This is a genomic window from Thiocapsa sp. (assembly GCF_035467215.1).
Taxonomy (GTDB): domain Bacteria; phylum Pseudomonadota; class Gammaproteobacteria; order Chromatiales; family Chromatiaceae; genus Thiocapsa.
This window is the reverse complement of sequence record NZ_DATITZ010000181.1, coordinates 1-21,412: the sequence shown is the minus strand read 5'-3', so window position 1 is coordinate 21,412 and position 21,412 is coordinate 1. Positions and strand designations below refer to the sequence as shown.

The window sequence follows — 21,412 nt, the reverse complement described above, 5'->3', positions numbered from 1 at the left end:
CACTGGAACCACCTGATCCCATCCCGAACTCAGACGTGAAACGGTGTCTCGCCGATGATAGTGTGGGGCCTCCCCATGCGAACGTAGGTCACCGCCAGGGCCTTATCCCCAAAACCCCCGCCTCCAAGCGGGGGTTTTTTTTGACCGCGGAAAAGACGACACGGAACCGCCCCCGGCGAACTATCCGTGGTTTTCATTGGGGCGGCGGCCGGTTCGGTAACCATCTGCAATTAAAGTCCTGATTTGAATATCATGCACCTGAGTAGCCGCGTGCTGGAATCGTCGATTCCATCTGCCTGTCGGACGTACCAACGAGCGGTCAACTGTTGGGTCGAGGTTTACGCGGGATTGGCTGGGATTATCGGCAGTGCGTCTCAGGGCGGGTTCCGGACGCTGACCGGCAGCGCAATGCGATCTCTCCGGCCCTCAATAAACTTACTCGGCCGAAGACCTTCGACCCCTCCGAGTCCCTTTCCCCGAAACTCCTTGTGTCTGCTTAGCCATCCGATTCCTCGGCGGGGCTGCGGTTTGGCCGTCGGAGATGGCGAGGAGTATGCCTAGGGCGATGAATCCAGTGATCAGACTACTTCCGCCGTGACTGATAAAGGGCAAGGGTAGGCCCGTGAGCGGCACGAACTTGGTGACGCCTCCGATATTGAGGAAGGTCTGGGTTGCGAGGACCGTCACGAGCCCGATACCGACCAACCGGCCATCGTTGTCACGTGCTCTGGACGCGACGATGAGACCCCGGCCGAACAAGATCAGGAAGAAGAGGATCACGATCGCGCATCCCGCGAACCCCAATTCTTCGCCAATCACCGAATAGATGAAATCCAATTGGGCGATGGGAGTATATTCGGGGCTGCCGCGTCCGAATCCTTCTCCCCAGAGTCCCCCGGAGAACATTCCGGACAATCCCTGCAAGATCTGCCAGCTCCCTCCGGTGGGATCTCGGAAAGGCTCGAGCCAAGCTGTCACTCGGCGCTCCCCGTGAGGCAGAACCCTCAAGACGACCCCGACCAGTGCGACCGCGCCGATCCCGCCGAAGAGCAGATAGCCTAAGTGCCCGGTCCCGACGAAGAGCATCGTCAGCAAGGCGATGCTCAGGATGATGAAGAGCCCGAGGTCGCGCTGGACGACCAAGAGGCCCGTCAGTACAAGCCAAAAACCGGCAAGCGGCAGCAAGGTCCGCCATGGCGGCAGCGGCAAACCCTTTCCCCAAGCGCCGAGTGATTTTGCATGGCGCGCGACAAAGCCCGCCACGAAGAGCACGATCGTTACCTTCAGGCCCTCGCTCGGCGTGACCAAACCGGCGGCATAGACGCCGCCGCGAAAACGCTGGCCGAACACCAGCAAGACCGCCAAGAGCCCGAGCGAGAGTCCGGCCCAGACCCAAATCCAATGTCCCTGCGCGAGGGCTTGATAGCGTCCGCGCATCAGGATGATCGCGGTTGCTCCCATCATGAGCAGCCCGAGCGGAAAGAGAAGCAAATTGAGCGAGACGGCTCCCTGGGTTTCGAACGATCCCATCCGGTATTGGGCAAGCATCCCGAATCCCGAAAGAAAGGCGACGGCGACCAGAATGAGTTGATCGCCTCTAAACCGAGCCGTCACCAGCATGAGATGCAGCGCCAGCAGCGAAAGGGCATAGAGCCCGAGCGGTATCACGTCGCGTCTGTCGATCACGCCGCCGGCGACATGTGTCGAGCCCCAGAGCATGACGAACCCAAGCGCGATACAGACGACGCACCAGGCCAAGAGCGCCCGCTCTGGCGCGCGTAGATCCCAAGTATCCGTGATGTCGATCGGTCCGTTCGCCCGACTCATTCGATCAACCCCAGATCGAGAGCACGCAACAGCAGGTCCCGCGCGATCGGCGCAGCGGTTGCGGACCCATAGCCGCCGTGCTCGACCAACACCGCCACCGCAAGCTGAGGCCGCTCGGCGGGTGCAAAGCCGACAAACCAGCTGTGCGATGCGCCATGCGGGTTCTCGGCGGTTCCGGTTTTTCCCGCAATCGCGAGTCGAGGGGTGTCGATCCCGCGGCCGGTCCCGCTGATCACGACCTGCCGCAGCATGGCCGATAGGCGCTCGGCGACCGATGTGCTCATGAAATAGGCCAAAGGCGCCGGCTCTTCCGTCTCGATCAACCGCGGTTTCACGGCGAGGCCCCGATTGCCGATCGCGGAGGCGAGCAGTGCCATATGGGCCGGTGTCACGAGAGCGGCGCCCTGACCGATCGACATCTGGGCAAGTCCATACTGGTCCGAGGCGTCGAGTCGCCGAACCTCGCCCGTGCGCATGGACCAGTCTCCGTAGGGCGTCTCGTGAAGGACGATCCTGCGATTGAGCTGCATCCGTTCGGTCATGGCGAAAAAGGCATCGTGCCCGTAGCGCACGCCGAGCTGAGCGAAAAAGACGTTCGAGGATCGCGCGAACGCCGTAGGCAGATCGAGGCGCCCATGTCCCGCCCAAGTCGAGCCGCTCTTCCGGGCCGTATAGTAGTCATGGTCCCGGATCTTTCGGTAGCGCTGTGAGGTCGTGAATCCATCCGCAGGACATTCGAGCGTCCCGGAGAATCCCTGCTCCAGCGCCAAGGCGGCAACCAGGATCTTGAAGGTCGAGCCCGGTGGATAGAGACCCTGAGTGGCGCGGTTCAACAAGGCGGCGCCCGGGCCCGAATCCTGGAAGAGCGCCGAGTTGATCCGGTTCGGATCGTAGGAGGGTGCACTCACGAGCGTGCGGATTGCCCCGTCCTCGGGCCGCATGGCGACGATTGCCCCCTGTTTTCCTTCGAGGAGACCGAAGGCCATCCGCTGGAGTTCGGCATCGAGCGTGAGCGTCAGGTCTTGGCCGCGCGGGCGCTTATCTTGAGTGACGAGCTGGCGACCGAGCTTCCCCCAGTCGCCGAGTCCGTCGGGCGCGCCGCCGTTGAGTCGTACGTTCGCTACCGATTCCATCCCCGAAGCCCCGAACCAGGGATGGCTGTACCCGACGACGTGCGCGAAGGCAGGCCCGTCGGGATAGAGCCGATAGACCTGCCCGAGGATCTCCTCGCTGTAGGCAAGCACCTCGCCGCGATGATCCAGGATCCGCCCGCGCTGGATCCGGTGGGCCGGGTTCAGCTCGCGCCTATCGTGCAGCTGCATGAAGGCGATGAACTCCGGGCGAGAGGTCCCGATCAACTGCCATGTCGCTTGATAGACCAGGATCCCGATGAACAAGAGGATCAAGAGGACGATCGGAACTCGCGCGGACCATTTGGGGCGCGGCAGATGGCGTAGCTCGGTGGCCCACCGGGCGTCGAACATCGAGCGGAGCAGATAGGCGGCAGCGAAGAAGAAGCCGACATGCAGCGCTAAGCGAATCAGCGACCAGAGTTCCGGATCCAGGTGTGTCGTCATGCGGGTACGTCGATCGCAATCGTCTCGGTCTTGGTCTTACCCTGGGTTCGGGTGCGGACTGAATCCGGAGCCCGGTCGGTCGGAGAGCGACAGGTGTCCGCCGTTCAAGCGCGGCGGGACGCCGAGATCCTCGGCCAGCCAATCCGCCGTGGCGAGTCCATGCGGAAGCCTGCTGCCCGTGGCTGCGGCTAGCGCAGCGGTCGGCCAGAGCCCGGCGGCGCTCTCGACGACACCGGTCACCACCACCGCGATGCCGGCCGCGGCGGCACGTCGCGACAGGTCGAGCGCGGATCGAAGCCCGCCGACGACGGCAGGCTTGATGACGATACGTCTCACGCCCAGCCCGCGGAGGTCCACATCGGCCGACAGACCCGCCAGGCTTTCGTCGCGTGCGAGCGGGAAGGTTGATCGCTCCTGAAGCGCCTCCAGCCGGCTAGAGTCCGGGATCCGCAGCGGCTCCTCCAACGATTCGATCGGCAGACCCGCCAGATGATCGAGAATGCGGCATGCCTCGTCAAAGCCCCAAGCCCCGTTGGCGTCGAGCCGAAGTCGCATGTCGGTCGGCACGAGCGGCGCGAGCGCCTTCAGGCGAGCAATCTCCGCGGTAGGCTCCTCGACGCCTACTTTGAGCTTCACCACCCTGAAGCCCGCCTCCGCGGCCTGTTGAAGATCATCCGTCGTCAGGGTCGCGAGTGCGCCGAGGATCCCGTTGACCGGAACAACGTCCGATGCATCGGGTGCCAACAGCCTTCGCAAGGGAACGCCTTCCGCTTGGCTCAGGAGGTCGAGCAGGGCGCACTCGAGCGCGAAGCACGCGGCCGGCGTTGCGACGAATTCCTTGTCCAGCATCTCCAGGATCTCAACAGCCGATCTGCCGGGCGCACAGGCACAAGCATTCAACAATGCGGACTCGGCCGATTCGTGATCCTCCGTTCCCGCGGCCGGAATCGGAGCACAATCGCCGAAACCGATCTCGCCATCCGTCTCGGCGCAGACCAGCCAGCCGCGTCGTCGTTGAAATCCGCCCCGTGCACTGCGCCAGTCGCGACGCAAGGGTAGGTCGTACGGGCGTATCCGGAATCGATCGATCCGGATGGAATCCATCATAGGATGCGGCTCAGACCGAATCCGACGAGGAGCAACACCGTCAGGGCCGCCTGGAAAAGCCCGGTTTGTCCCAGGAGTGGATTGATCTGTTTGCCGGTTGCGCCGCGAACGAGCTTGAGGGTGAGAAGGGCGCCGAGCGGAATGGCGGCCAGGAGAGGCCATCCGATGGTTGGGCCGAAGGTGAAGAGCAGGATCGCGATCGATGTCAGCAGCAACAGACCGTAAAGGAGTCGCGCCCTCGGTCGGCCCAGATGGTGGCACAGTGTGCGCCGTCCGGCGATGCGATCGGTCTCCAGATCCCGGTAATTGTTCAGCAGCAATACAGCGGCGGCCGGCAGACCCAAGGCGATGCCGACCATGAATGCCGACCACTCGAAGCGCAATGTCTGCAGGTAATAGGTCCCGCCCACGGCGGCGATCCCGAAGAACAGCAGCACATAGATCTCCCCGAACGGGCCGTAGGCGATTGGACGCGGGCCGCCGGTATAGGCGTAGCCCGCGACCAGCGACGCGATCCCGATGGCGAGGATCGGCCAGCCGCCGCGCACCACCAGGACCAGCCCGATGACGAATGCGAGCCCGAACGCCAGGTGGGCCGCCCGCTTGACCTGCTCGAGGCTGAACCAGCCCTCGGCCGTGGCTCGCGGCGGGCCGAGACGATCGGCGGTATCCGTCCCGCGCTCGTAGTCGGAGGCATCGTTGTGGAGATTGGTGCCGATCTGGATTACGACCGCCGCGATCAGGGTGAGCACGGCCGTGACGGCGGCAATCTCTCCGGTCTGAAAGACGGCCAGCCCGATCCCGGCCACGACCGGGGCCACGGCGAGGATCAAGGTCTTCGGACGCGCAGCCGCGATCCAGAGCGCAAGATTCGACCCGGAGCCCGGCACGTCAAGGGCGCCGCGGGAACTTGCCGAAATCGGGTTCGCGTTTTTCGAGGAAAGCATCCCGTCCTTCCTGTCCCTCGGCGGTCGTATAGAAGAGCGCGGTCGCATTCCCCGCCAGCTCCTGGATGCCGGCCAGTCCGTCCGTCTCGGCATTGAAGGACGCCTTCAGCACACGCAGCGCGGTCGGGGACAGCCGGTTCATCTGTCGGCACCAATCGAGCGTGACGGACTCCAGCTCCCGAAGCGGCACCACGGTGTTGACGAGCCCCATCGCGAGCGCCTCCTGCGCGTCGTACTGACGGCACAGAAACCAGATCTCTTTGGCCTTTTTGAGACCCACGGTCCTTGCCATGAGACCGGCCCCGAAACCGCCGTCGAAGCTGCCCACCCGCGGCCCGGTCTGGCCGAAGCGGGCATTCTCAGCCGCGATCGTCAGGTCGCAGATTAGGTGCAGCACATGCCCGCCGCCGATCGCATAGCCCGCGACCATGGCCACGACCGGTTTGGGGAGGGTGCGGATCTGGCGCTGCAGCTCGAGCACGTTCAGGTGCTCGACCCCGGCCTCGTCCCGGTAGCCCTCGTCGCCGCGGATCCGCTGATCGCCGCCCGAGCAGAAGGCGAGATCGCCCGCGCCGGTGAGGATGATGACGCCGACTCGCGGGTCCAGATGCGCGCGACGAAAGGCGTCGATCAGCTCGCGCACCGTCTGCGGCCGAAAGGCGTTGCGCACCTCTGGCCGATTGATGGTGATCTTGGCGATCTGCTCCGCCTGTTGGTAGAGGATGTCTTGGTAGAGGTCGCCGGGGGGCGTCTCCCACACGACGGGGCTCGGTCCCGTGTTTTCGGATTGACCGGCCTGCTGACTAGACGCTGACGACACCTTGGAACCTCATTCACTCTCGATGATGGATTGCTCGCGAACGCCGTTCCAGAACATGCGGTGCGTGCGCAGGCTCAACTCCGCATCCAGGCGGACCTCGATGAGTCCGGCTGGCTCTCCGCGCGTTCCGGCGTCCATCGCCTCGGCCAGGGCCTGCGCGAAACCCGAGGCGTCCTCGACCGACCGATGCGCGAGCCCGAAGGCGCGTGCCAAGGCATCCGGCTGCACGCGCGGCGGCGTTCGCCACAGTGCCTCGAATCCCGCCAGTCCGTGCTGCGGCAAGTCGTCGAAGATACGACCCCCGCCATTATTCAAGACAATGCACGGCCGGTCGAGCCTCTCCATCAGCATCAGGCCGCTGAGGTCATGGATGAAGGACAGATCGCCCAAGAGTCCGGTGACGCGGCGTGGCGGCTCGATCCGTCCGGCGTTCAGGCCGGCGAGCGTCGAGCTTTGTCCGTCGATCCCGCTCGCACCGCGATGGCCGAAGACCAGCAGCGGTTTGTCCGATTGTCCCGACCAGGTGTCGAGCTGACGGATCGGCAGCGAGTTGGCGCAGAAGAGAGCGTCCCCCGCGGGGAGGTGCTCCAGCAGATCGGCGATCAGGTGACCCTCGCACCAGGGCGACTGCTCCAGGAAGGCGCGGGCAAACCGGTCGAGCGCCTGCTCCGCCGCGGCCCAGCGCTCGATCCAAGGCCCGTGCGCGTCGCGATCGATGCGTGTCTGCAACAGCCGGCAAAACCCGGTCGGATCGGCGGTGATCCGGGCAATCACGTCATGGGTCGGATCCGTCCAGCGCTCGCCGGGATCGACCAGGATGGACGGGACGCCCTCGAGCCAACCTGACAGCGTCTTGGAGACAGGTTTCCCGCCGAACCGGATGACCCAGTCCGGTCGCAGTGCCGCCGCGGTCTGGGGGTTGCGCAGGAGGCTGTCGTAGCGCGTGATCCGAGCCGTCGGAGCCGGGCGGAAGCGAAGGCCGGACAGCGGGTCCGCCAAGACCGGGGCGTCGAGCCGCTCGGCGCACGCGAAGATGGCCTCGGCCGACGCATCCGAGGGCGTTATCGGACCGCAGCAGATGACCCCGCGCCCGCCGCCGAGGATTGTGAGTTCCTGCGGCCACTGCTGCGTGCCGAAGGAACGCACGTGATCCGTCGCCGAGGCAAGAGTTCCATGTCCATCGACCGGGGCGCTCTCAGGCTCGCCGAGCGGTCCGAGCGGATCGGCCGTGCAGGATGGCCCAGGCACGAGCGGCTCGCGAAACGGCAGATTCAGGTGCACCGGGCCGGGCTGCGGACCCCGACTTACCAGCGCGGCGCGCAGCCCGAGCGCCCGTATCGCCTTGAGCGCGGCCGGGCCTTCTTCGGCGGGGCCCGGATCATGACATTCGCGTGTAAAGCCGCCAAAGAGACGTGTCTGATCGATCGTCTGATTCGCACCCCAGCCGCGCAGCTCGGGCGGGCGATCCGCCGAGAGCAGGATCAGCGGGACGCCGGACTCGGATGCCTCGATGACAGCCGGAAACCAATGGGCGAGTGCGCTGCCCGAGGTGCACAGGAGCGCAACCGGCCGAGCCGATGCCTGTGCCAGTCCCAATGCGAAGAAGGCAGCGCTGCGCTCGTCGAGGATGGGCGTCAGCTCGATCAGTGGTTGTCGCTGTGCGGCCAGAACGAGAGGCGTGGAGCGCGAGCCGGGCGAGAGCACGACACGACGCACACCGCCGCGAACCAGGCCATCGAAGAGCGCCAGCGCCCAACGTAGATTCCGACAGCCCTGGTCGGGCGTCTCGGTGTCGCTCATGCGAACTGGAGCGCCGTCGACATGGCAGCAAGCTTGTGCTCGGTCTCCTGCCACTCGGAGTCCGGATCCGAGCCCGCGACGATCCCCGCCCCGGCGTAGAGGTCCGCCGTGCTCTCGTGGATCTCTGCGCAGCGCAGCAGGACCCAAAGCTCGCCGGTGAGATCCGGCTCGATGATCCCGGCCGCACCCGTATACCAACCGCGTCGGATCGGCTCGGAGCGCCGTAGCCAGGCCCGCGCCAGCTCGCAGGGATGACCGTTGGTCGCCGGTGTGGGATGCAGCAGCTCGGCGAGTTGGAAGACATCCATGCCCGGATCCAACTCGGCGCGGACCAGGCTCCAGAGATGTTGCGCGTTGTTGAGCTGCATCACCCGGGGTCCGTCCGGAGGCTCGATGCGACGGCTGCAATGGCCGAGCGCATCGGTTACGGCATCGACGACGACCATGTGCTCATGCAGGTTCTTGTGACAGGTCCGCAATGTGCTGGTGAGCTCGGCATCGCGATCGGCACTCGCCGCGCGGCAGACCGTCCCGGCGATCGCGTCCACCTCGATGCGGTCGCGCTGCTGGGTGAAGAGGCGCTCGGGAGTGGCCGCGACGAAGCTGGTCGCGTGGCGGCGGATCGTCACCACCTGACAGGACGGAAAGAGATAGGCCAGCGCGGCGTTCAACCGGGTCAGATCGAAGCGCCGGTGACCCTTGAGTCTGAGTCGCCGACAGACGACGACCTTCTCCAGATGCGCCTGCTCGATCTGCTCGAGGGCGGACAAGACGAGTTCCTGCCAGCTTGCCGCATCCGGCTCGGTCGGTCCCTGATCGAGGCGCGCCGGTGTCAGCGGATCGAGCGCCGGCTGATTCAATCGCGGGATAACCTGCTCCAGGCGCGCCTTCCAGCGCGCGAAGACCTCCTCGCGTGTGACCGGCAGCGCAGTCGAGAGGATGACTGCCGCCTGACCGGCGCACGAGGACAGCGCAAGCTCCGGAAGCCAGAGCAGAGCGTTGGGCAGGCTGTCAGGTTCGACCGGTGCGTCCGGCACGGGCGAGGAGGCGAACCCGAGCATCGCAAACCCCGAGAAGCCGGTCTCGTCCGGGTCGAGATGCTCCCAGTGCGCCGACATCCGCTTGGCGTGCGTGCGTAAGGTTTGGAGACGCGCCTCTCCCAGCGCGGTCCATTCCCCGGCGATGCCGTAGCCGGCGCGCACCTCGCCGCGATGATTGTGCGCGAACTGAAACTGAGGGCCGGGGATCTCGGGCGCGATCGCCAGGGCCTGAGGCAGCTCCAGGACGAGAGAGACGAATCCCTCCGAGCGCGTGAGCGGGAGGCTGTCGATCGTCTCGGCAAGGCGCGCGAGGATCTGCTCGAGGGTCTTGAGCGGTGCAAGCATGGGTGAGTCTGAAGCGCCGGCGGTCTGGTGTCTCGGCCCCGGCGCGGCGACAAAGGCCGCACCGGGACAAGGCATCCTCGAAAAGCTCAGGCGGCCTGAGGGATCGACCAGAAGCGATCGATCGCCGCCGCCGTCTGCGCCGGCTGCTCCCACTGGAGCAGTCCGCGTGTCGGCGCGATTCGTTCGGCCCGCCAGTTCGAATGGTGGCTCAGGAAGTCCGGAAGCTCATGAAAGTCGATGTTCGGATCGCGATCGTAGAGCACAAGCACCGGTTGCGCCACGTTCGCGTAGACGCCTTCGCGTGCGTTCGGGGTAAACAACTGACCGGACAGGAAGTAGAGCGGCGCGTACTTGGCGCCCGGCTGATGCGAGGTCGCGTAGGCGTAGTCGATCATCTCGGGCGGGATGGTGCCATGGAACGCCTGATTGTAGAAAAACCGAATGCTCGGCCGCGAGGTCAGCAGGGCAAAGAGTCCGTCGTTGACCACAGGCACGCTCAGCACCTTGTGGGCGCGTTCGGCGGCCTGACCGGTCGGCAGTCGGCGCGCGCTGAAACCGGTCGGAGAGATCAGCACCAAGGACTCGACCAACTCCGGCTTGATCAGCGCTGCCTGCGCGGCAAACTCGCAGCCGAGCGAGAAGGCGACCAGATCGCAGGGCTTGCCGACCACCTTCTCCAGAAAGTCGACGATGGCATTGGCGAAGAGGCTCGGCGAGTACCGCCGGTTGCTGCGATCGGAATGGCCGAACCCCGGCAGATCGAGCGCATAGACGGGCCGCTGCGAGCGATACTGTTGGAACAGCGGCTTCATCTCGAAGGCGCTGGGCGCGGCATTGATGCTGTGCACCAGGACCAGCGGCCGGCCGGTGGCCGAGGTGTCCGCATAGTAATGAATGCGTCCGCCGTGCTCGGTCGCGAGATCGTGCCGCGGTGCGTCGAGTGCGGCCGGAAGCGCGACCTTGCCGGTCTTAGCCGCGCCGTGCGGTTGCGGAAGTGCCGAATCCTTACCTGTATCCATGTCGATAAAACCTCGTTATGTACTGCTTTCGATCGGGCGTGGTCTGCGTTGATCCCGCTCGGCGCGGCGACAGATCTCACGCGTGAGTCCTTTGAAGACGAAGCGGTGAATGGGTTCCAGTGAATACCAGTACAGGAGTCCCCACACCCCGGCCGGGTGCCAGTAGGCCGTCGCCGTGAGGCGTGTGCCCCCGTCGGGCAGCGGGGTCAGGTCGAATTCCATCACGCCGGCCCCGGGCGCGCGCATGCCGAAGGCCAGGCTGAGACGTTTCTCGGGCTCGGCGCCGAGCACCTTCCAGTGGTCGATGCGGTCGCCCGTACGCACCTCTTGCGCATGGCGCCGGCCGCGCATGCGTCCGGGGCCGCCGATGGCCCAGTCCATCCACTCGCGGATGGACCAGAGCGTATCCAGATAGTAATAGCGGTTGTCTCCGCCGATTGCGGACACCAATCGCCACACCGCCGCCGGATCCGCGCGGGTCTCGGACGTGCCCGAGGCGCGTTTGGCATAGTAGGCGTAATCGATACGTTGATTGCGCACGGCGAAGGCCCCCTCGGTCCAGCGTGTAATGGGCTCGCCGCTGCGCTCGAGCGCAAATGCGGCATCCACGGCCTCGCGAAACCCCAGTAGGCGTTGAGGGGCCAGCCGGCGTGCCTCGGCATCGTCGGCATAGAAGTCATGGCGCAGGCCCTCGATCAGGGCACGCGCCACGTTGGTCGGCACCGATGTGATGAAGCGCAGCCAGTGCGCCGAGAGCCCCGGTGACAGTACGGGTACCGGGATGATCCAAGGGCGGCGTTTGCACGCTGCGTCGGCCAGGATGTACATCATCTGCGTGTAGGTCAGGGTCTCGGGGCCGGCGGTATCCAGGCTCAGCGACGCGGCCTCCTCCACCCAGGGCAGCCGAACAAGATAGACCAGCAGATTCTCCAGCGCGATGGGCGGCGATTTGGCGCGCACCCAGCGCGGTGTGACCATGACCGGGAGATGATAAACCAGGTCGCGCATCACCTCGAACGCCGCCGAGCCCGGACCCACGATGATCCCGGCGCGGATCTCGGTTACCGGGACCGAACCGCGGCGCAGCACCTCTCCCGTGTCGCGTCGCGAGACGATGTGCTCGCTCACGGCATCCTCGGGGACGAGTCCGCCGAGGTAGACGATGCGTCGCACGCCGGCCTGTGCAGCGGCATCGGCAAAGTTGCCGGCCGCTTCAAGGTCCAAGCGCCCGAAATCGCGCCCCGCCGCCATGGAATGCACCAGGTAATAGGCGACATCGACGTCCTGCAGCGCGGCGGGCAGGGTCTCCGGCGCCAGTGCGTCCGCCGGGACGATCTCCACGCCGGGCCAGCCGCGCGCTTCGAGCGTCTCTCGGCTGCGCGAGCTCGCCCGCACCCGTCGCCCTTCGGCCAACAGGCGAGGCACCAAATGACCGCCGATGTAGCCGCTGGCGCCGAAGACCAGACACAGCCCTCCCGCGCCCTCGGGTGCGGGCATCTCTTGCTCCTGCGCGGGAATCTGGATCTCGCGCGCGCTTACGGCCGTCGCTTCTGCCATCGGGATCCTGCTGCGGCGGTTGTCGCCGGCATCGGAGGTTTTTTCGTCGTTGGTCAGCCGCACTTATCGAACTGGGGCGAAATCGCCGCCCGGCATTGGACCGATGCCTCCGCCGGCGCGGGCGGGCTGCGCTGCGCGTGTCCCGCTACCTGACCTTCCACCCAACCTGCCCTTCTTGATCAAGAAAGGCGGAACCGAACCTTCGTTTCGGTACCTATCCTCCGCCAGTCCGGGCGGCCCCGCGTTGATGCGGCGCAACAAATGTCAATTCATCATGACGGGCCAGGTGTCAAGTGAAGTTTACAGCTATTTTGTGTGTTTGTCTGGTCCTGGCGGGCTGTTTCGGGCTGGTCGCGCGGGAGGACGAGCCCACGACGTCATTCGACAAGGAAGTCGCCGAGGCGTTGCCCGGCGCGTCTTTTTCGCCGGGAGGGGATCGTTCCGACACGCACGTCGAGACCGGTGCGGTTGACTCGGCGACCGGTTGCGCACTGCATTATCGCCTGTATCGACCGACAACAGCGCGGACCAAGGATCTGGTCGTCCTCGGGCATGGTTTCCTCCGCAGCCAGGAGCGCATGGTCGATCTTGCCCGAGCCCTCGCCGAGGAGGGGATCCCGACCGTGACCCTGGACTTCTGCAATTCACGGTTCTGGGACGGACGGCATGTCCGCAATGGACTGGATATGATCCGCGTGGCGGATGCGCTGGATGCAAAACGGATCGTCTATGCCGGATTCTCGGCAGGCGGGCTGGCGGCACTGGTCGCGGGCCGCAACGACCCACGGACACTCGGCGTGGTCGCGCTCGATCTGGTGGACGCCGGTCGGCTCGGTGAGGGGATGGCCGCCGGTCTCGATCGCCCGCTGATCGGTCTGGTCGGTGATCCCTCGCCCTGCAACGCCGAGAACAACGGTCTCGCCGTCTTCTCCGCGACCGATCGGGCGGCCGTGGAGCGGGTGACGGGCGCCGAGCACTGCGATTTCGAGTCCCCCACCGACTGGCTCTGCCGGCTGGTCTGCAAACGCGACGCGTCAAACGCGGCAGCGCCACGTCGCGACATCATCGCGGCAGCCACCGACGCGGTTGTTTCCTTGTTCGAGCCTCCGCCGAAGGAGAAGCAGGCGGGTCAATGGGCCGGGGGATAACGTCCTGGTCGTTTCTCAGCGTCCAAGCCCAGTCGAAAGACCCGAATCGAAACGCCCGACGAAGATCAGACCCGCCAAGCCACCGTAGAAGCAAAGCGAGCCGAGCGGGATACTTGCTAGCGTCCAAAGCCAGGCGAGCGCCGCCACCGAAACACAGATCATGGCGCCATACCCGAGTGCGACCGGACGCGCGATCGGGTGGCCGAGCCGCCAAGACACAAGTGCCGCGGCGGCCAATGCGATGATCCCTTTGATCCCGACCATCGCGTGTAGGAGCCGCACCAGATCCGGATCCATCGCGCCCGCGGCCGAGAAGGGCGCGGTCACGACGGCCGTCGCCGCGGCGGTGACGGCGATCGCGAAGACGAGCGCAACCCTCCGAGCAAGAGGGCGGTCGCCTGCATCGGGCGGGGTCCGGACGAGGGCGCGATCCAGAACGGATGTCAAAGACGCATACATGCTCATACGATCGCCCCCGTGAGCTGTGGAGAACAGGTCTAAACTCAGAGGCAGGCTAGATGCCGGCAGCCGAGACTTCAACCCCACCCGATGCGATTGACATCCAAACCACGCGACACCCCGACAATTGCGGCAAGCTCCGACGGAGGTCGCCGATGAGCCGCTCTCAGCCCGACGCGCAGGACTATCTGAACCTCTTCCGGATCTACGGCGACGATCTCGGCTCGCTCTACCGCGAGCCCGACGACGACCGCTATGCGCTCCTGTTCGAGCAGATCGTTCGGCTGTTGATCAAGCCTTCGCCGTTCAATCGGTCGCTGCCCGAACCCTTCCGTGTCTCCGCGCGGCGCTATCACGAGGGCGACCCGGCCAGGGTGAAGCATCTCGGCCATCCCGCCAACCGCCATTTCATGCTCTGCGACCTACATGATCTGATCAGACTGCGGAGCCATGTCGCCCGGAGTCACCGAAAGGATCTCCCATGAAAGGTACATCGGTACGAACGTTCGTCTTATGGGCCGGATCACGCAGGCCCCTCTCATGATCAGACGCCGTCGCTGGCTTCTTGCCGCGGCGATCCTCGTCGCTGTCCTCATTGTCGCTACGGCGGGGTGGATGTTCGTCGGCGGCGGGAACCTCCAGACGCTGGCCGGCGCGGTTCAACGTCTACTGGGCGATGTGGCACTCCCCGAGGGCTTTGCTGTCGGCAACGGTCGGATCGAGGCGACCGAGGTGGATGTGGCGACCAAGCTGGCCGGACGGCTGACGGAGGTGCGGGTACAGGAGGGCGATCGGGTCGAGAAGGGGCAGGTCGTCGCGGTGCTCGACACCGACGCTTTGGAGGCCCAACGGCGGCAGGGTCGGGCTGAGCTGCGGCACGCCGAGCAGGAGCGTCAGCATGCACTTGCGGTGGTGGATCAGCGCGAGAGCGAGCTGGACTTCGCCCGCCGTGATCTCGACCGGCTGCAGCGGCTCTCGCGCACCGATCAATTCGTTTCCGAGGAGCAGGTCGATCAGGCACGCACCGGCGTGCGCAGCGCCGAGGCGGCCCTGCGGGCGTCCCGCGTGCAGGTGGTCGCGGCCGAGGCGGCGATCGAGGCGTCACAGGCGAGTATCGAGCGCGTCGAGGTCGACATCGCCGACAGCACCCTCGCGGCCCCGCGCGGCGGACGTGTGCTTTACCGCCTGGCTGAGCCGGGCGAGGTGCTTGGCGTCGGCGGCAAGGTCTTGACACTGCTCGACCTCGCGGACGTCTATATGGTCATCTTTCTGCCGACACCGGCGGCCGGACGCGTGCCCTTGGGTGCGCCGGCGCGAATCGTCCTGGACGCCGCGCCCGAGTATGTGGTCCCCGCGGAGGTCTCCTTCGTCGCCCCGCGCGCCCAGTTCACGCCCAAGCAGGTCGAGACGCAGAGCGTTCGCGAATCGCTCGCCTTCCGCGTCAAGGTGCGGATCGCCCCCGAGCTGCTCGCACGCTACGAGACGTTGGTGAAGACCGGGCTCCCCGGCGTCGCCTATGTGCAGCTGCGGCCCGATCTGCCCTGGCCCGATCATCTGGAACCGAGACTACCGCCCCCGAGGTCATCGCTATGGCCGAGCACCCTGCCTGCCCCGTTGTCCGACTGAGCGGGCTGAGCCACGTCTACGGTGGCGTGAATGCCCTCGACGGTGTGGCGCTCGAGCTCCCCGCCGGACGTCTGGCCGGCTTGATCGGGCCCGACGGGGTGGGCAAGTCGAGCCTGCTCGGGATCATCGCCGGGGTGCGGCAGATCCAGTCCGGTCGGGTCGAGGTGCTCGGGCATGACCTGCGGCAGCGCCTTGCGCGCGACGCCGTGATCGAGCGCATTGCCTACATGCCCCAGGGCCTCGGTCGCAATCTCTACCCCAGCCTCTCGGTCCGGGAGAACCTGGATTTCTTCGGCCGCCTCTTCGGGCAGGACAGAGCGACCCGGGCGGAGCGCATCGCCGAGCTGACGGCGGCCACCGGTCTTGCACCCTTCACCGAGCGTCCCGCGATGCACCTCTCCGGCGGGATGAAGCAGAAGCTCGGGCTCTGCTGTGCGCTCATCCACGACCCCGAGCTGTTGATCCTCGACGAGCCGACCACCGGCGTGGACCCGCTCTCCCGCCGCCGCTTCTGGGAGCTGATGGAGCGGTTGCGGCGGCGTCGCCCGGATCTGAGCATCCTGGTTTCCACGGCCTACATGGAGGAGGCCGAGCGCTTCGATACCTTGGTGGCGATGGACGCCGGCCGGGTGCTCGCCGCCGGCACCGTGAGTCAGCTGTGTGCACGCACCGGCGAGCACGACATGGAGTCGGTCTTCGTTGCCCTGCTTCCCGAGCAGCGTCGCGGCGGGCATCGGCGCCTTGTGGTGCCGCCTCGAACCCCGGACGGTGACGGGCCGCCCGCCATCCGGGCCGAGTGCCTGACCCGGCGCTTCGGCGACTTCACCGCGGTCGAACGGGTCAGTCTCTCGATCCACAAGGGCGAGATCTTCGGCTTCCTCGGCTCCAACGGCAGCGGCAAGACCACGACCATGCGGATGTTGACCGGTCTCCTGCCGGTCACCGAAGGCGAGGCGTGGGTCTTCGACCGGCCGGTGGATGCGGAGGACACGGCGTTGCGCCGGCGGCTGGGCTTCATGTCCCAGTCCTTCTCGCTCTACGGCGAGCTCAGCGTGCGGCAGAACCTGGATCTGCACGCGCGGCTCTATCGATTGCCCGCGAAGGACATCCCCGCGCGCATCGCGGAGCTCGTCGAGCGCTTCGACCTCGCACGCGTGATCGACGCCCGCGCCGAGTCGCTGCCGCTCGGCGTGCGCCAGCGTCTGTCGCTCGCCGTGGCGGTGATCCATGCGCCCGAGCTCCTGATCCTCGACGAGCCGACCTCAGGGGTCGATCCGATCGCCCGAGATCGTTTTTGGGAGCAGCTCCTGCTGCTCTCGCGCGAGCAAGGGGTCACCATCTTCATCTCCACCCACTTCATGAACGAGGCCGAACGTTGCGACCGCATCTCGCTGATGCACGGCGGTCGGGTGCTCGCCGAGGGTACGCCGGCGGACATCAAGGCGCGGCAGGGCGCGGCGACGCTGGAGGACGCCTTCATCGCCTACATGGAGCAGGGTGCGGCGGATGCGGGCGAGGAGACCGTCCCCGATCGGGAGACTGCGCAGGAACCCGAGCTTCCCCCGCTGCTGCACAAGCGGTCCCGATCCACGGGCTTTTCACTGCGCCGGCTCTGGGCCTATGCCCGGCGCGAGGGCGCGGAGATTCGGCGCGACCCGATCCGTCTCGCCTTCGCCCTGCTCGGGCCGGTGATCATGATGATCGCCATGGGTTTCGGGATCTCATTCGATGTCGACGAGATCGCCTACGCCGTGCTCGATCACGACCGCACCCCGGCAAGCCGCGACTACCTGGAGTACTTCGCCGGCTCGACCTGGTTCTCCGAGCAGGCGCCGCTGGCCGACGCAGAGCAGATGTGGCGGCGGCTCGCAAGCGGTCGGTTGGCCGTGGCGATCGAGATCCCCGCGGGATTCGGCCGCGACTTGACGCGTGACTCCGGCCCCGAGGTCGGCTTCATGATCGACGGGGCCGTCCCCTTTCGCAGCGATTCGATCGGCGGCTATGTCGAGGGCGTGCATCGCGGGTATCTGGAGGCTCGCGGGGCCGATCCGTCCGCCGGCCTGTCCGTCTCTCCGGTCAGGGTCGAGACGCGCTTTCGCTACAACCAGGATTTCAAGAGCGTCTACGCCATGGTGCCGGGGATCCTGATGCTGCTGCTCATCATGATCCCGGCCACCATGACCGCGGTGGGGGTGGTGCGGGAGAAGGAGCTGGGCTCCATCACCAACCTCTACGCCACCCCGATCAAGGGCGGGGAGTTCCTGCTCGGCAAGCAGCTGCCCTACGTGGGTCTGGCGCTCCTGAGCTATCTGATGCTGCTGCTGATGGCGCTCTTCCTGTTTCGGGTGCCGCTTGCCGGGAGTCTCCTCGGCCTCACGCTCGGGGCGGTGCTGTTCGTCTTCGCGAGCACCGGGCTCGGGCTGCTCATGTCCACCTTCATGCGCACCCAGATCGCGGCCGTATTCGGAACAGCCATCGTCAGCTCCATGCCGACCATCCTCTTCTCGGGCATGCTGGTGCCGGTCTCCGCGCTGACCGGACCTGCGCGCATCATGGGCTACGGCTTCCCGAGCGCCTGGTTCAATCACGTGAGCGTGGGGAGCTTCACCAAGGGGCTGACCGTCGGCGATCTCTGGTTGGACTATCTGGTGCTTGCGGGCTTCGGGCTCGCATTTTTCCTGCTCGGGCTCGCCTTGCTGCGCACCCGGGAGCGCTGAGATGCGGCTCGCGAACGTCTACCGTCTGGGGCTCAAGGAGCTGTTCAGCCTGCGCTACGACCCGGTGTTGGTCTTCCTGATCATCTATGCCTTCACCTTCGCCATCATCGCCCCGTCGCGCGGGGTGAAGCTCCAGCTCGAGAATGCCTCGGTGGCGGTGGTCGACGAGGACCGTTCGCAGCTCTCGATGCGTCTGACGGAGACCCTGCTCCCGCCCTATTTCCAGGCACCCGAGCAGATCGGGGTCGGCGAGATCGACGCAGCCATGGATGCGGGCCGCTACACCTTTGTGATCGACATCCCGCCGCGTCTTCAGGCCGATGCCTCGGAGGGGCATCGTCCGACCGTGCAGGTCATCGTGGATGCGACGGCCATGGCGATGGCCGGTGCGGGGGCGCGCTATCTGGAGCGGGTGCTGGCCGAGGAGCCGCTGCTCTATTTCAAAGGCGATCGTGCGGAATCCTCGTTGGTCGAAGCGCCGGCCGTGGCTTCGGTCATCCGGCTCGCCTTCAATCCCAACGGCGAGTCGGCCTGGTTTATGTCCGTGATGCAGATCGTCAACATGGTCACCCTGCTCGGCATCGTGCTGACCGGGGCGGCGCTGATCCGCGAGCGCGAGCACGGCACCATCGGGCATCTGCTGGTGATGCCGCTCACCGCGGTCGAGATCATGCTCGCCAAGGTCTGGGCCAACGGTCTGGTCATTCTCATCGCCGCGACCTTCGCGATGGTCGTGGTCGTCCAAGGTCTGCTCGGGGTGCCCGATGCGGGCTCGCTCGGACTCTTCGTGCTCGGTCTCGGGGTCTACCTCTTCTCGATCACCGCGCTCGGCATCCTGCTCGCCACCCTCGCCCGGACCATGCCTCAGTTCGGGCTGCTCTCCATCCCGGTGTTCCTGGTGATGTACATGCTCTCGGGCGCCAACACCCCGCTCGATGCCATGCCCGAGCTGCTGCAACGGGTGATGCTCGTCTCGCCGACGACCCACTTCGTCGCCTTCATCCAGTCGGTGGTCTTTCGGGGCGCCGGGCTCGATCTGGTCTGGCCGCATCTGGCCGCGACCCTGGGGCTCGGGGCCATCGCCTTTGCCGTCGCCTTGGCCCGTTTTCGGCAGACGGTGAGTCTCAGTCGGCTGTGAGTCTTGTTCCCGCAGATCGCCCTACGCCGCTGCGCCCTCGCGCTCGACATAGTCTTCGTAGTTCCCGCGGAAGTCGACCACGCCTCGGGGTGTCAGCTCGATGATCCGGGTCGCGAGAGACGAGATCAGCTCGCGGTCGTGACTGACGAAGATCAGGGTGCCCGGGTAGTCTTCCAGCGCGGTGTTGAGCGACTCAATGGATTCCATGTCGAGATGGTTGGTCGGCTCGTCCATCAGCAGGATGTTGGGCTTCTGCAGCATCAGCTTGCCGAAGAGCATGCGGCCTTGCTCGCCGCCCGAGATCACGTTGACGGGCTTCTTGATCTCGTCCTGGGAAAACAGCAGCCGGCCCAGGGTGCCGCGGATGACCTGCTCGTCGTCGCCGGGCTGTTTCCACTGGTCCATCCAGTCGTACAGGGTGGTGGTGTCGGCGAAATCGGCCGCGTGGTCCTGGGCGAAATACCCCAGGGTGCTGTTCTCGGACCATTTGATCTCGCCGCCGTCGGGCGTCATGTCGCCGGCGAGGCTGCGCAGCAGTGTGGTCTTGCCGATGCCGTTGGGGCCGATGATGGCCACCCGCTCGCCGACCTCCACCGTCAGGTCCAGACCGCTGAAAAGCGGCGTGCCGTCGTAGCCCGTGGCGAGGCCCTCGACTTCCAGCGCCAGACGATAAAGCTTCTTGTCTTGACTGAAACGAATGAAGGGGTTGACCCGGCTCGAGGGCTTGATGTCCTCGAGCTTGATCTTCTCGAGCTGGCGCTGGCGCGAGGTCGCCTGCTTCGCCTTGGAGGCGTTGGCCGAGAAGCGGCTGACGAAGGTCTGCAGCTCGGCGATCTGGGCCTTCTTCTTGGCGTTGTCCGAATAGAGACGCGTGCGCGCCTGGCTGGCGGCGGTCATGTACTCGTCGTAGTTGCCCGGGTAGACGCGCAGCTCGCCGTAGTCCAAGTCGGCCATGTGGGTGCAGACGCTGTTCAGAAAGTGCCGATCGTGCGAGATGATGATCATGGTGCTGTTGCGCGCGTTCAGCACCTCTTCGAGCCAGCGGATGCTGTTGATGTCCAGGTTGTTGGTGGGCTCGTCGAGCAGCAGGATGTCCGGATCCGCGAACAACGCCTGGGCGAGCAGCACGCGCAGCTTCCAGCCGGGCGCGACGGCGCTCATCGGGCCTTCGTGCTGCTCCAGCGGGATATCCAAGCCGAGCAGCAACTCGCCTGCACGCGCCTCGGCGGTGTAGCCGTCCAGCTCGGCGAAATGCACCTCCAGGTGCGCGACCTCCATCCCGTCTTCCTCGCTCATCTCCGGCAGCGCGTAGATGCGATCGCGCTCCTTCTTGATCTGCCACAGCTCCTCGTGACCCATGATGACGGTGTCGAGCACCCCGTAGTTCTCGAACGCGAACTGGTCCTGGCGCAGCTTGCCGAGCCGCTTGCCGGGCTCTACGGAGACGTTGCCGGCGCTGGGTTCAAGATCGCCGCCGAGGATCTTCATCAGGGTGGATTTTCCACAGCCGTTGGCGCCGATCAGGCCGTAGCGATTGCCGCCGCCGAATTTCACGGAGACGTTTTCGAACAACGGCTTGCCGCCGAACTGCATGGTGATGTTGGCTGTGGAGATCAAAGGAGGGTTCCGCAAGAGACAAAAAAGAGAGGGGCGGGCCGGCGACATTCGACGGACCGAAAACGCAAAAAGCCCCGCAGCTGGCGGGGCTTTTTCAGCTCAGGTGACGGGCACCTGAAGGCTGTTTTTACTTCGGTACGACGTTGGTCGCGCTCGGGCCCTTCTGGCCTTGCTCGACGTCGTAAGAGACGCTTTGTCCCTCGGCCAGCGACTTGAAGCCACTGCCTTGGACGGCGCTGTGATGGACGAAGACGTCCTTGGAGCCGTCGGAAGGAGCGATGAAGCCGAAGCCCTTCTCGTCACTGAACCACTTAACTGTGCCTGTAGCCATTTACGGTATTTCTCTGTTTTGAACGAAACGTGTGTACATATGCAGGCGACTGTCGGGAGATTACGGAAGGATCTGCCACGTCACGCGGAGAGGAGCAACAACCGAAATAATACAAGGAAGCACTGCACGAAACGCATCATGCCCAAGACCGAATCGTTTATCAAGTTTTTTTGTCGGTTTTTCTCCCGGCACGGGTCGATGCGAGAATATACCGAGCACACGTGGGTTTTTCGGCAAGCAGGGTGCGTCCTGCGCGTGTCGGGACAAGGCGCGCCGCCGAGGCGTAGCGGCCCCTACGGCGAGGAGGCGCAACGCCGGCCCGGCGCGCGCGGGGCGT

The 21,412-nt window shown here is 65.7% G+C and carries 18 protein-coding genes and 1 rRNA gene; 7 read left to right on the top strand and 12 right to left on the bottom strand.

What is annotated here, in order from left to right:
- A 5S ribosomal RNA gene (gene rrf, locus VLR48_RS10020) occupies positions 1-100 on the top strand; the annotation flags it as partial.
- Between the two features lie 335 nt (positions 101-435).
- Here the strand turns inward: rrf and VLR48_RS10015 are convergent.
- From VLR48_RS10015 to VLR48_RS09975, 9 genes are all read right to left on the bottom strand, one after another.
- Positions 436-1,827 (bottom strand): FtsW/RodA/SpoVE family cell cycle protein, encoded by a 1,392-nt coding sequence (locus VLR48_RS10015; RefSeq protein ID WP_325291647.1) that lies wholly within the window; start codon positions 1,825-1,827, stop codon positions 436-438.
- The gene (locus tag VLR48_RS10010) at positions 1,824-3,404 is read right to left on the bottom strand and encodes a peptidoglycan D,D-transpeptidase FtsI family protein (RefSeq protein WP_325291646.1); all 1,581 of its coding nucleotides are present in this window, start codon (positions 3,402-3,404) and stop codon (positions 1,824-1,826) included. Before VLR48_RS10010 ends, VLR48_RS10015 begins: the two co-directional genes overlap by 4 nt.
- A gap of 36 nt (positions 3,405-3,440) precedes the next feature.
- The gene (gene menC / locus VLR48_RS10005) at positions 3,441-4,511 is read right to left on the bottom strand and encodes an o-succinylbenzoate synthase (protein WP_325291645.1); all 1,071 of its coding nucleotides are present in this window, start codon (positions 4,509-4,511) and stop codon (positions 3,441-3,443) included.
- Positions 4,508-5,401: a 1,4-dihydroxy-2-naphthoate polyprenyltransferase gene (locus VLR48_RS10000; RefSeq protein ID WP_414718600.1), complete on the bottom strand. Its 894-nt coding sequence runs from the start codon at positions 5,399-5,401 to the stop codon at positions 4,508-4,510. The genes menC and VLR48_RS10000 overlap by 4 nt, the downstream gene beginning before the upstream one ends.
- A gap of 1 nt (position 5,402) precedes the next feature.
- On the bottom strand, positions 5,403-6,218 hold the full coding sequence (menB, locus tag VLR48_RS09995; protein ID WP_325291643.1) for a 1,4-dihydroxy-2-naphthoyl-CoA synthase: 816 nt from the start codon (positions 6,216-6,218) through the stop codon (positions 5,403-5,405).
- 69 nt (positions 6,219-6,287) lie between these two features.
- Positions 6,288-8,078, bottom strand: coding sequence for a 2-succinyl-5-enolpyruvyl-6-hydroxy-3-cyclohexene-1-carboxylic-acid synthase (gene menD, locus VLR48_RS09990; RefSeq protein ID WP_325291642.1), 1,791 nt, complete (start codon positions 8,076-8,078; stop codon positions 6,288-6,290).
- On the bottom strand, positions 8,075-9,463 hold the full coding sequence (locus tag VLR48_RS09985; RefSeq protein WP_325291641.1) for an isochorismate synthase: 1,389 nt from the start codon (positions 9,461-9,463) through the stop codon (positions 8,075-8,077). Before VLR48_RS09985 ends, menD begins: the two co-directional genes overlap by 4 nt.
- An 86-nt stretch (positions 9,464-9,549) precedes the next feature.
- The gene (locus tag VLR48_RS09980; protein ID WP_325291640.1) at positions 9,550-10,482 is read right to left on the bottom strand and encodes an alpha/beta fold hydrolase; all 933 of its coding nucleotides are present in this window, start codon (positions 10,480-10,482) and stop codon (positions 9,550-9,552) included.
- A gap of 15 nt (positions 10,483-10,497) precedes the next feature.
- Positions 10,498-11,979, bottom strand: coding sequence for a DUF2867 domain-containing protein (locus tag VLR48_RS09975; protein WP_325291648.1), 1,482 nt, complete (start codon positions 11,977-11,979; stop codon positions 10,498-10,500).
- A 353-nt stretch (positions 11,980-12,332) separates the two neighbouring features.
- On the opposite strand from VLR48_RS09975, the gene VLR48_RS09970 reads away from it, so the two are divergent.
- Complete coding sequence (locus tag VLR48_RS09970) at positions 12,333-13,187, top strand: alpha/beta hydrolase (RefSeq protein ID WP_325291639.1); 855 nt, start codon at positions 12,333-12,335, stop codon at positions 13,185-13,187.
- Positions 13,188-13,202: 15 nt separating this feature from the next.
- On the opposite strand, the gene VLR48_RS09965 is transcribed toward VLR48_RS09970, so the two are convergent.
- The gene (locus VLR48_RS09965) at positions 13,203-13,652 is read right to left on the bottom strand and encodes a hypothetical protein (RefSeq protein ID WP_325291638.1); all 450 of its coding nucleotides are present in this window, start codon (positions 13,650-13,652) and stop codon (positions 13,203-13,205) included.
- A 149-nt stretch (positions 13,653-13,801) separates the two neighbouring features.
- On the opposite strand from VLR48_RS09965, the gene VLR48_RS09960 reads away from it, so the two are divergent.
- Genes VLR48_RS09960 through VLR48_RS09945 form a run of 4 tightly spaced genes read left to right on the top strand, consistent with a single transcriptional unit; the run spans position 13,802 to position 19,127 of the window.
- Positions 13,802-14,131 carry a hypothetical protein gene (locus VLR48_RS09960; RefSeq protein WP_325291637.1) on the top strand — a complete coding sequence of 110 codons (330 nt, stop codon included), beginning with the start codon at positions 13,802-13,804 and terminating at the stop codon, positions 14,129-14,131.
- Between the two features lie 55 nt (positions 14,132-14,186).
- Positions 14,187-15,272 carry an HlyD family secretion protein gene (locus VLR48_RS09955; protein ID WP_325291636.1) on the top strand — a complete coding sequence of 362 codons (1,086 nt, stop codon included), beginning with the start codon at positions 14,187-14,189 and terminating at the stop codon, positions 15,270-15,272.
- The gene (rbbA, locus tag VLR48_RS09950) at positions 15,236-17,989 is read left to right on the top strand and encodes a ribosome-associated ATPase/putative transporter RbbA (protein ID WP_325291635.1); all 2,754 of its coding nucleotides are present in this window, start codon (positions 15,236-15,238) and stop codon (positions 17,987-17,989) included. Before VLR48_RS09955 ends, rbbA begins: the two co-directional genes overlap by 37 nt.
- Before the next feature lies 1 nt (position 17,990).
- The gene (locus VLR48_RS09945; protein WP_325291634.1) at positions 17,991-19,127 is read left to right on the top strand and encodes an ABC transporter permease; all 1,137 of its coding nucleotides are present in this window, start codon (positions 17,991-17,993) and stop codon (positions 19,125-19,127) included.
- 21 nt (positions 19,128-19,148) lie between these two features.
- Here VLR48_RS09945 and VLR48_RS09940 read toward each other — a convergent pair whose 3' ends face one another.
- Positions 19,149-20,744, bottom strand: coding sequence for an ABC-F family ATPase (locus VLR48_RS09940; RefSeq protein ID WP_325291633.1), 1,596 nt, complete (start codon positions 20,742-20,744; stop codon positions 19,149-19,151).
- Positions 20,745-20,871: 127 nt separating this feature from the next.
- Positions 20,872-21,075, bottom strand: coding sequence for a cold-shock protein (locus tag VLR48_RS09935; protein WP_007191453.1), 204 nt, complete (start codon positions 21,073-21,075; stop codon positions 20,872-20,874).
- A gap of 138 nt (positions 21,076-21,213) precedes the next feature.
- On the opposite strand from VLR48_RS09935, the gene VLR48_RS09930 reads away from it, so the two are divergent.
- Positions 21,214-21,412: hypothetical protein (locus tag VLR48_RS09930; RefSeq protein WP_325291632.1), on the top strand; the 199-nt coding region annotated here is incomplete at its 3' end.

Coding starts and splice junctions, on each gene's coding strand:
- VLR48_RS10010 (WP_325291646.1), bottom strand. CDS start 3,404: ATGACGACACACCTGGATCCGGAACTCTGGTCGCTGATTCGCTTAGCG.
- VLR48_RS09955 (WP_325291636.1), top strand. CDS start 14,187: ATGATCAGACGCCGTCGCTGGCTTCTTGCCGCGGCGATCCTCGTCGCT.
- VLR48_RS09945 (WP_325291634.1), top strand. CDS start 17,991: ATGCGGCTCGCGAACGTCTACCGTCTGGGGCTCAAGGAGCTGTTCAGC.
- VLR48_RS09985 (WP_325291641.1), bottom strand. CDS start 9,463: ATGCTTGCACCGCTCAAGACCCTCGAGCAGATCCTCGCGCGCCTTGCC.
- menD (WP_325291642.1), bottom strand. CDS start 8,078: ATGAGCGACACCGAGACGCCCGACCAGGGCTGTCGGAATCTACGTTGG.
- VLR48_RS09935 (WP_007191453.1), bottom strand. CDS start 21,075: ATGGCTACAGGCACAGTTAAGTGGTTCAGTGACGAGAAGGGCTTCGGC.
- VLR48_RS10015 (WP_325291647.1), bottom strand. CDS start 1,827: ATGAGTCGGGCGAACGGACCGATCGACATCACGGATACTTGGGATCTA.
- rbbA (WP_325291635.1), top strand. CDS start 15,236: ATGGCCGAGCACCCTGCCTGCCCCGTTGTCCGACTGAGCGGGCTGAGC.
- VLR48_RS09960 (WP_325291637.1), top strand. CDS start 13,802: ATGAGCCGCTCTCAGCCCGACGCGCAGGACTATCTGAACCTCTTCCGG.
- VLR48_RS09965 (WP_325291638.1), bottom strand. CDS start 13,652: ATGAGCATGTATGCGTCTTTGACATCCGTTCTGGATCGCGCCCTCGTC.
- menC (WP_325291645.1), bottom strand. CDS start 4,511: ATGATGGATTCCATCCGGATCGATCGATTCCGGATACGCCCGTACGAC.
- VLR48_RS09980 (WP_325291640.1), bottom strand. CDS start 10,482: ATGGATACAGGTAAGGATTCGGCACTTCCGCAACCGCACGGCGCGGCT.
- VLR48_RS09975 (WP_325291648.1), bottom strand. CDS start 11,979: ATGCCCGCACCCGAGGGCGCGGGAGGGCTGTGTCTGGTCTTCGGCGCC.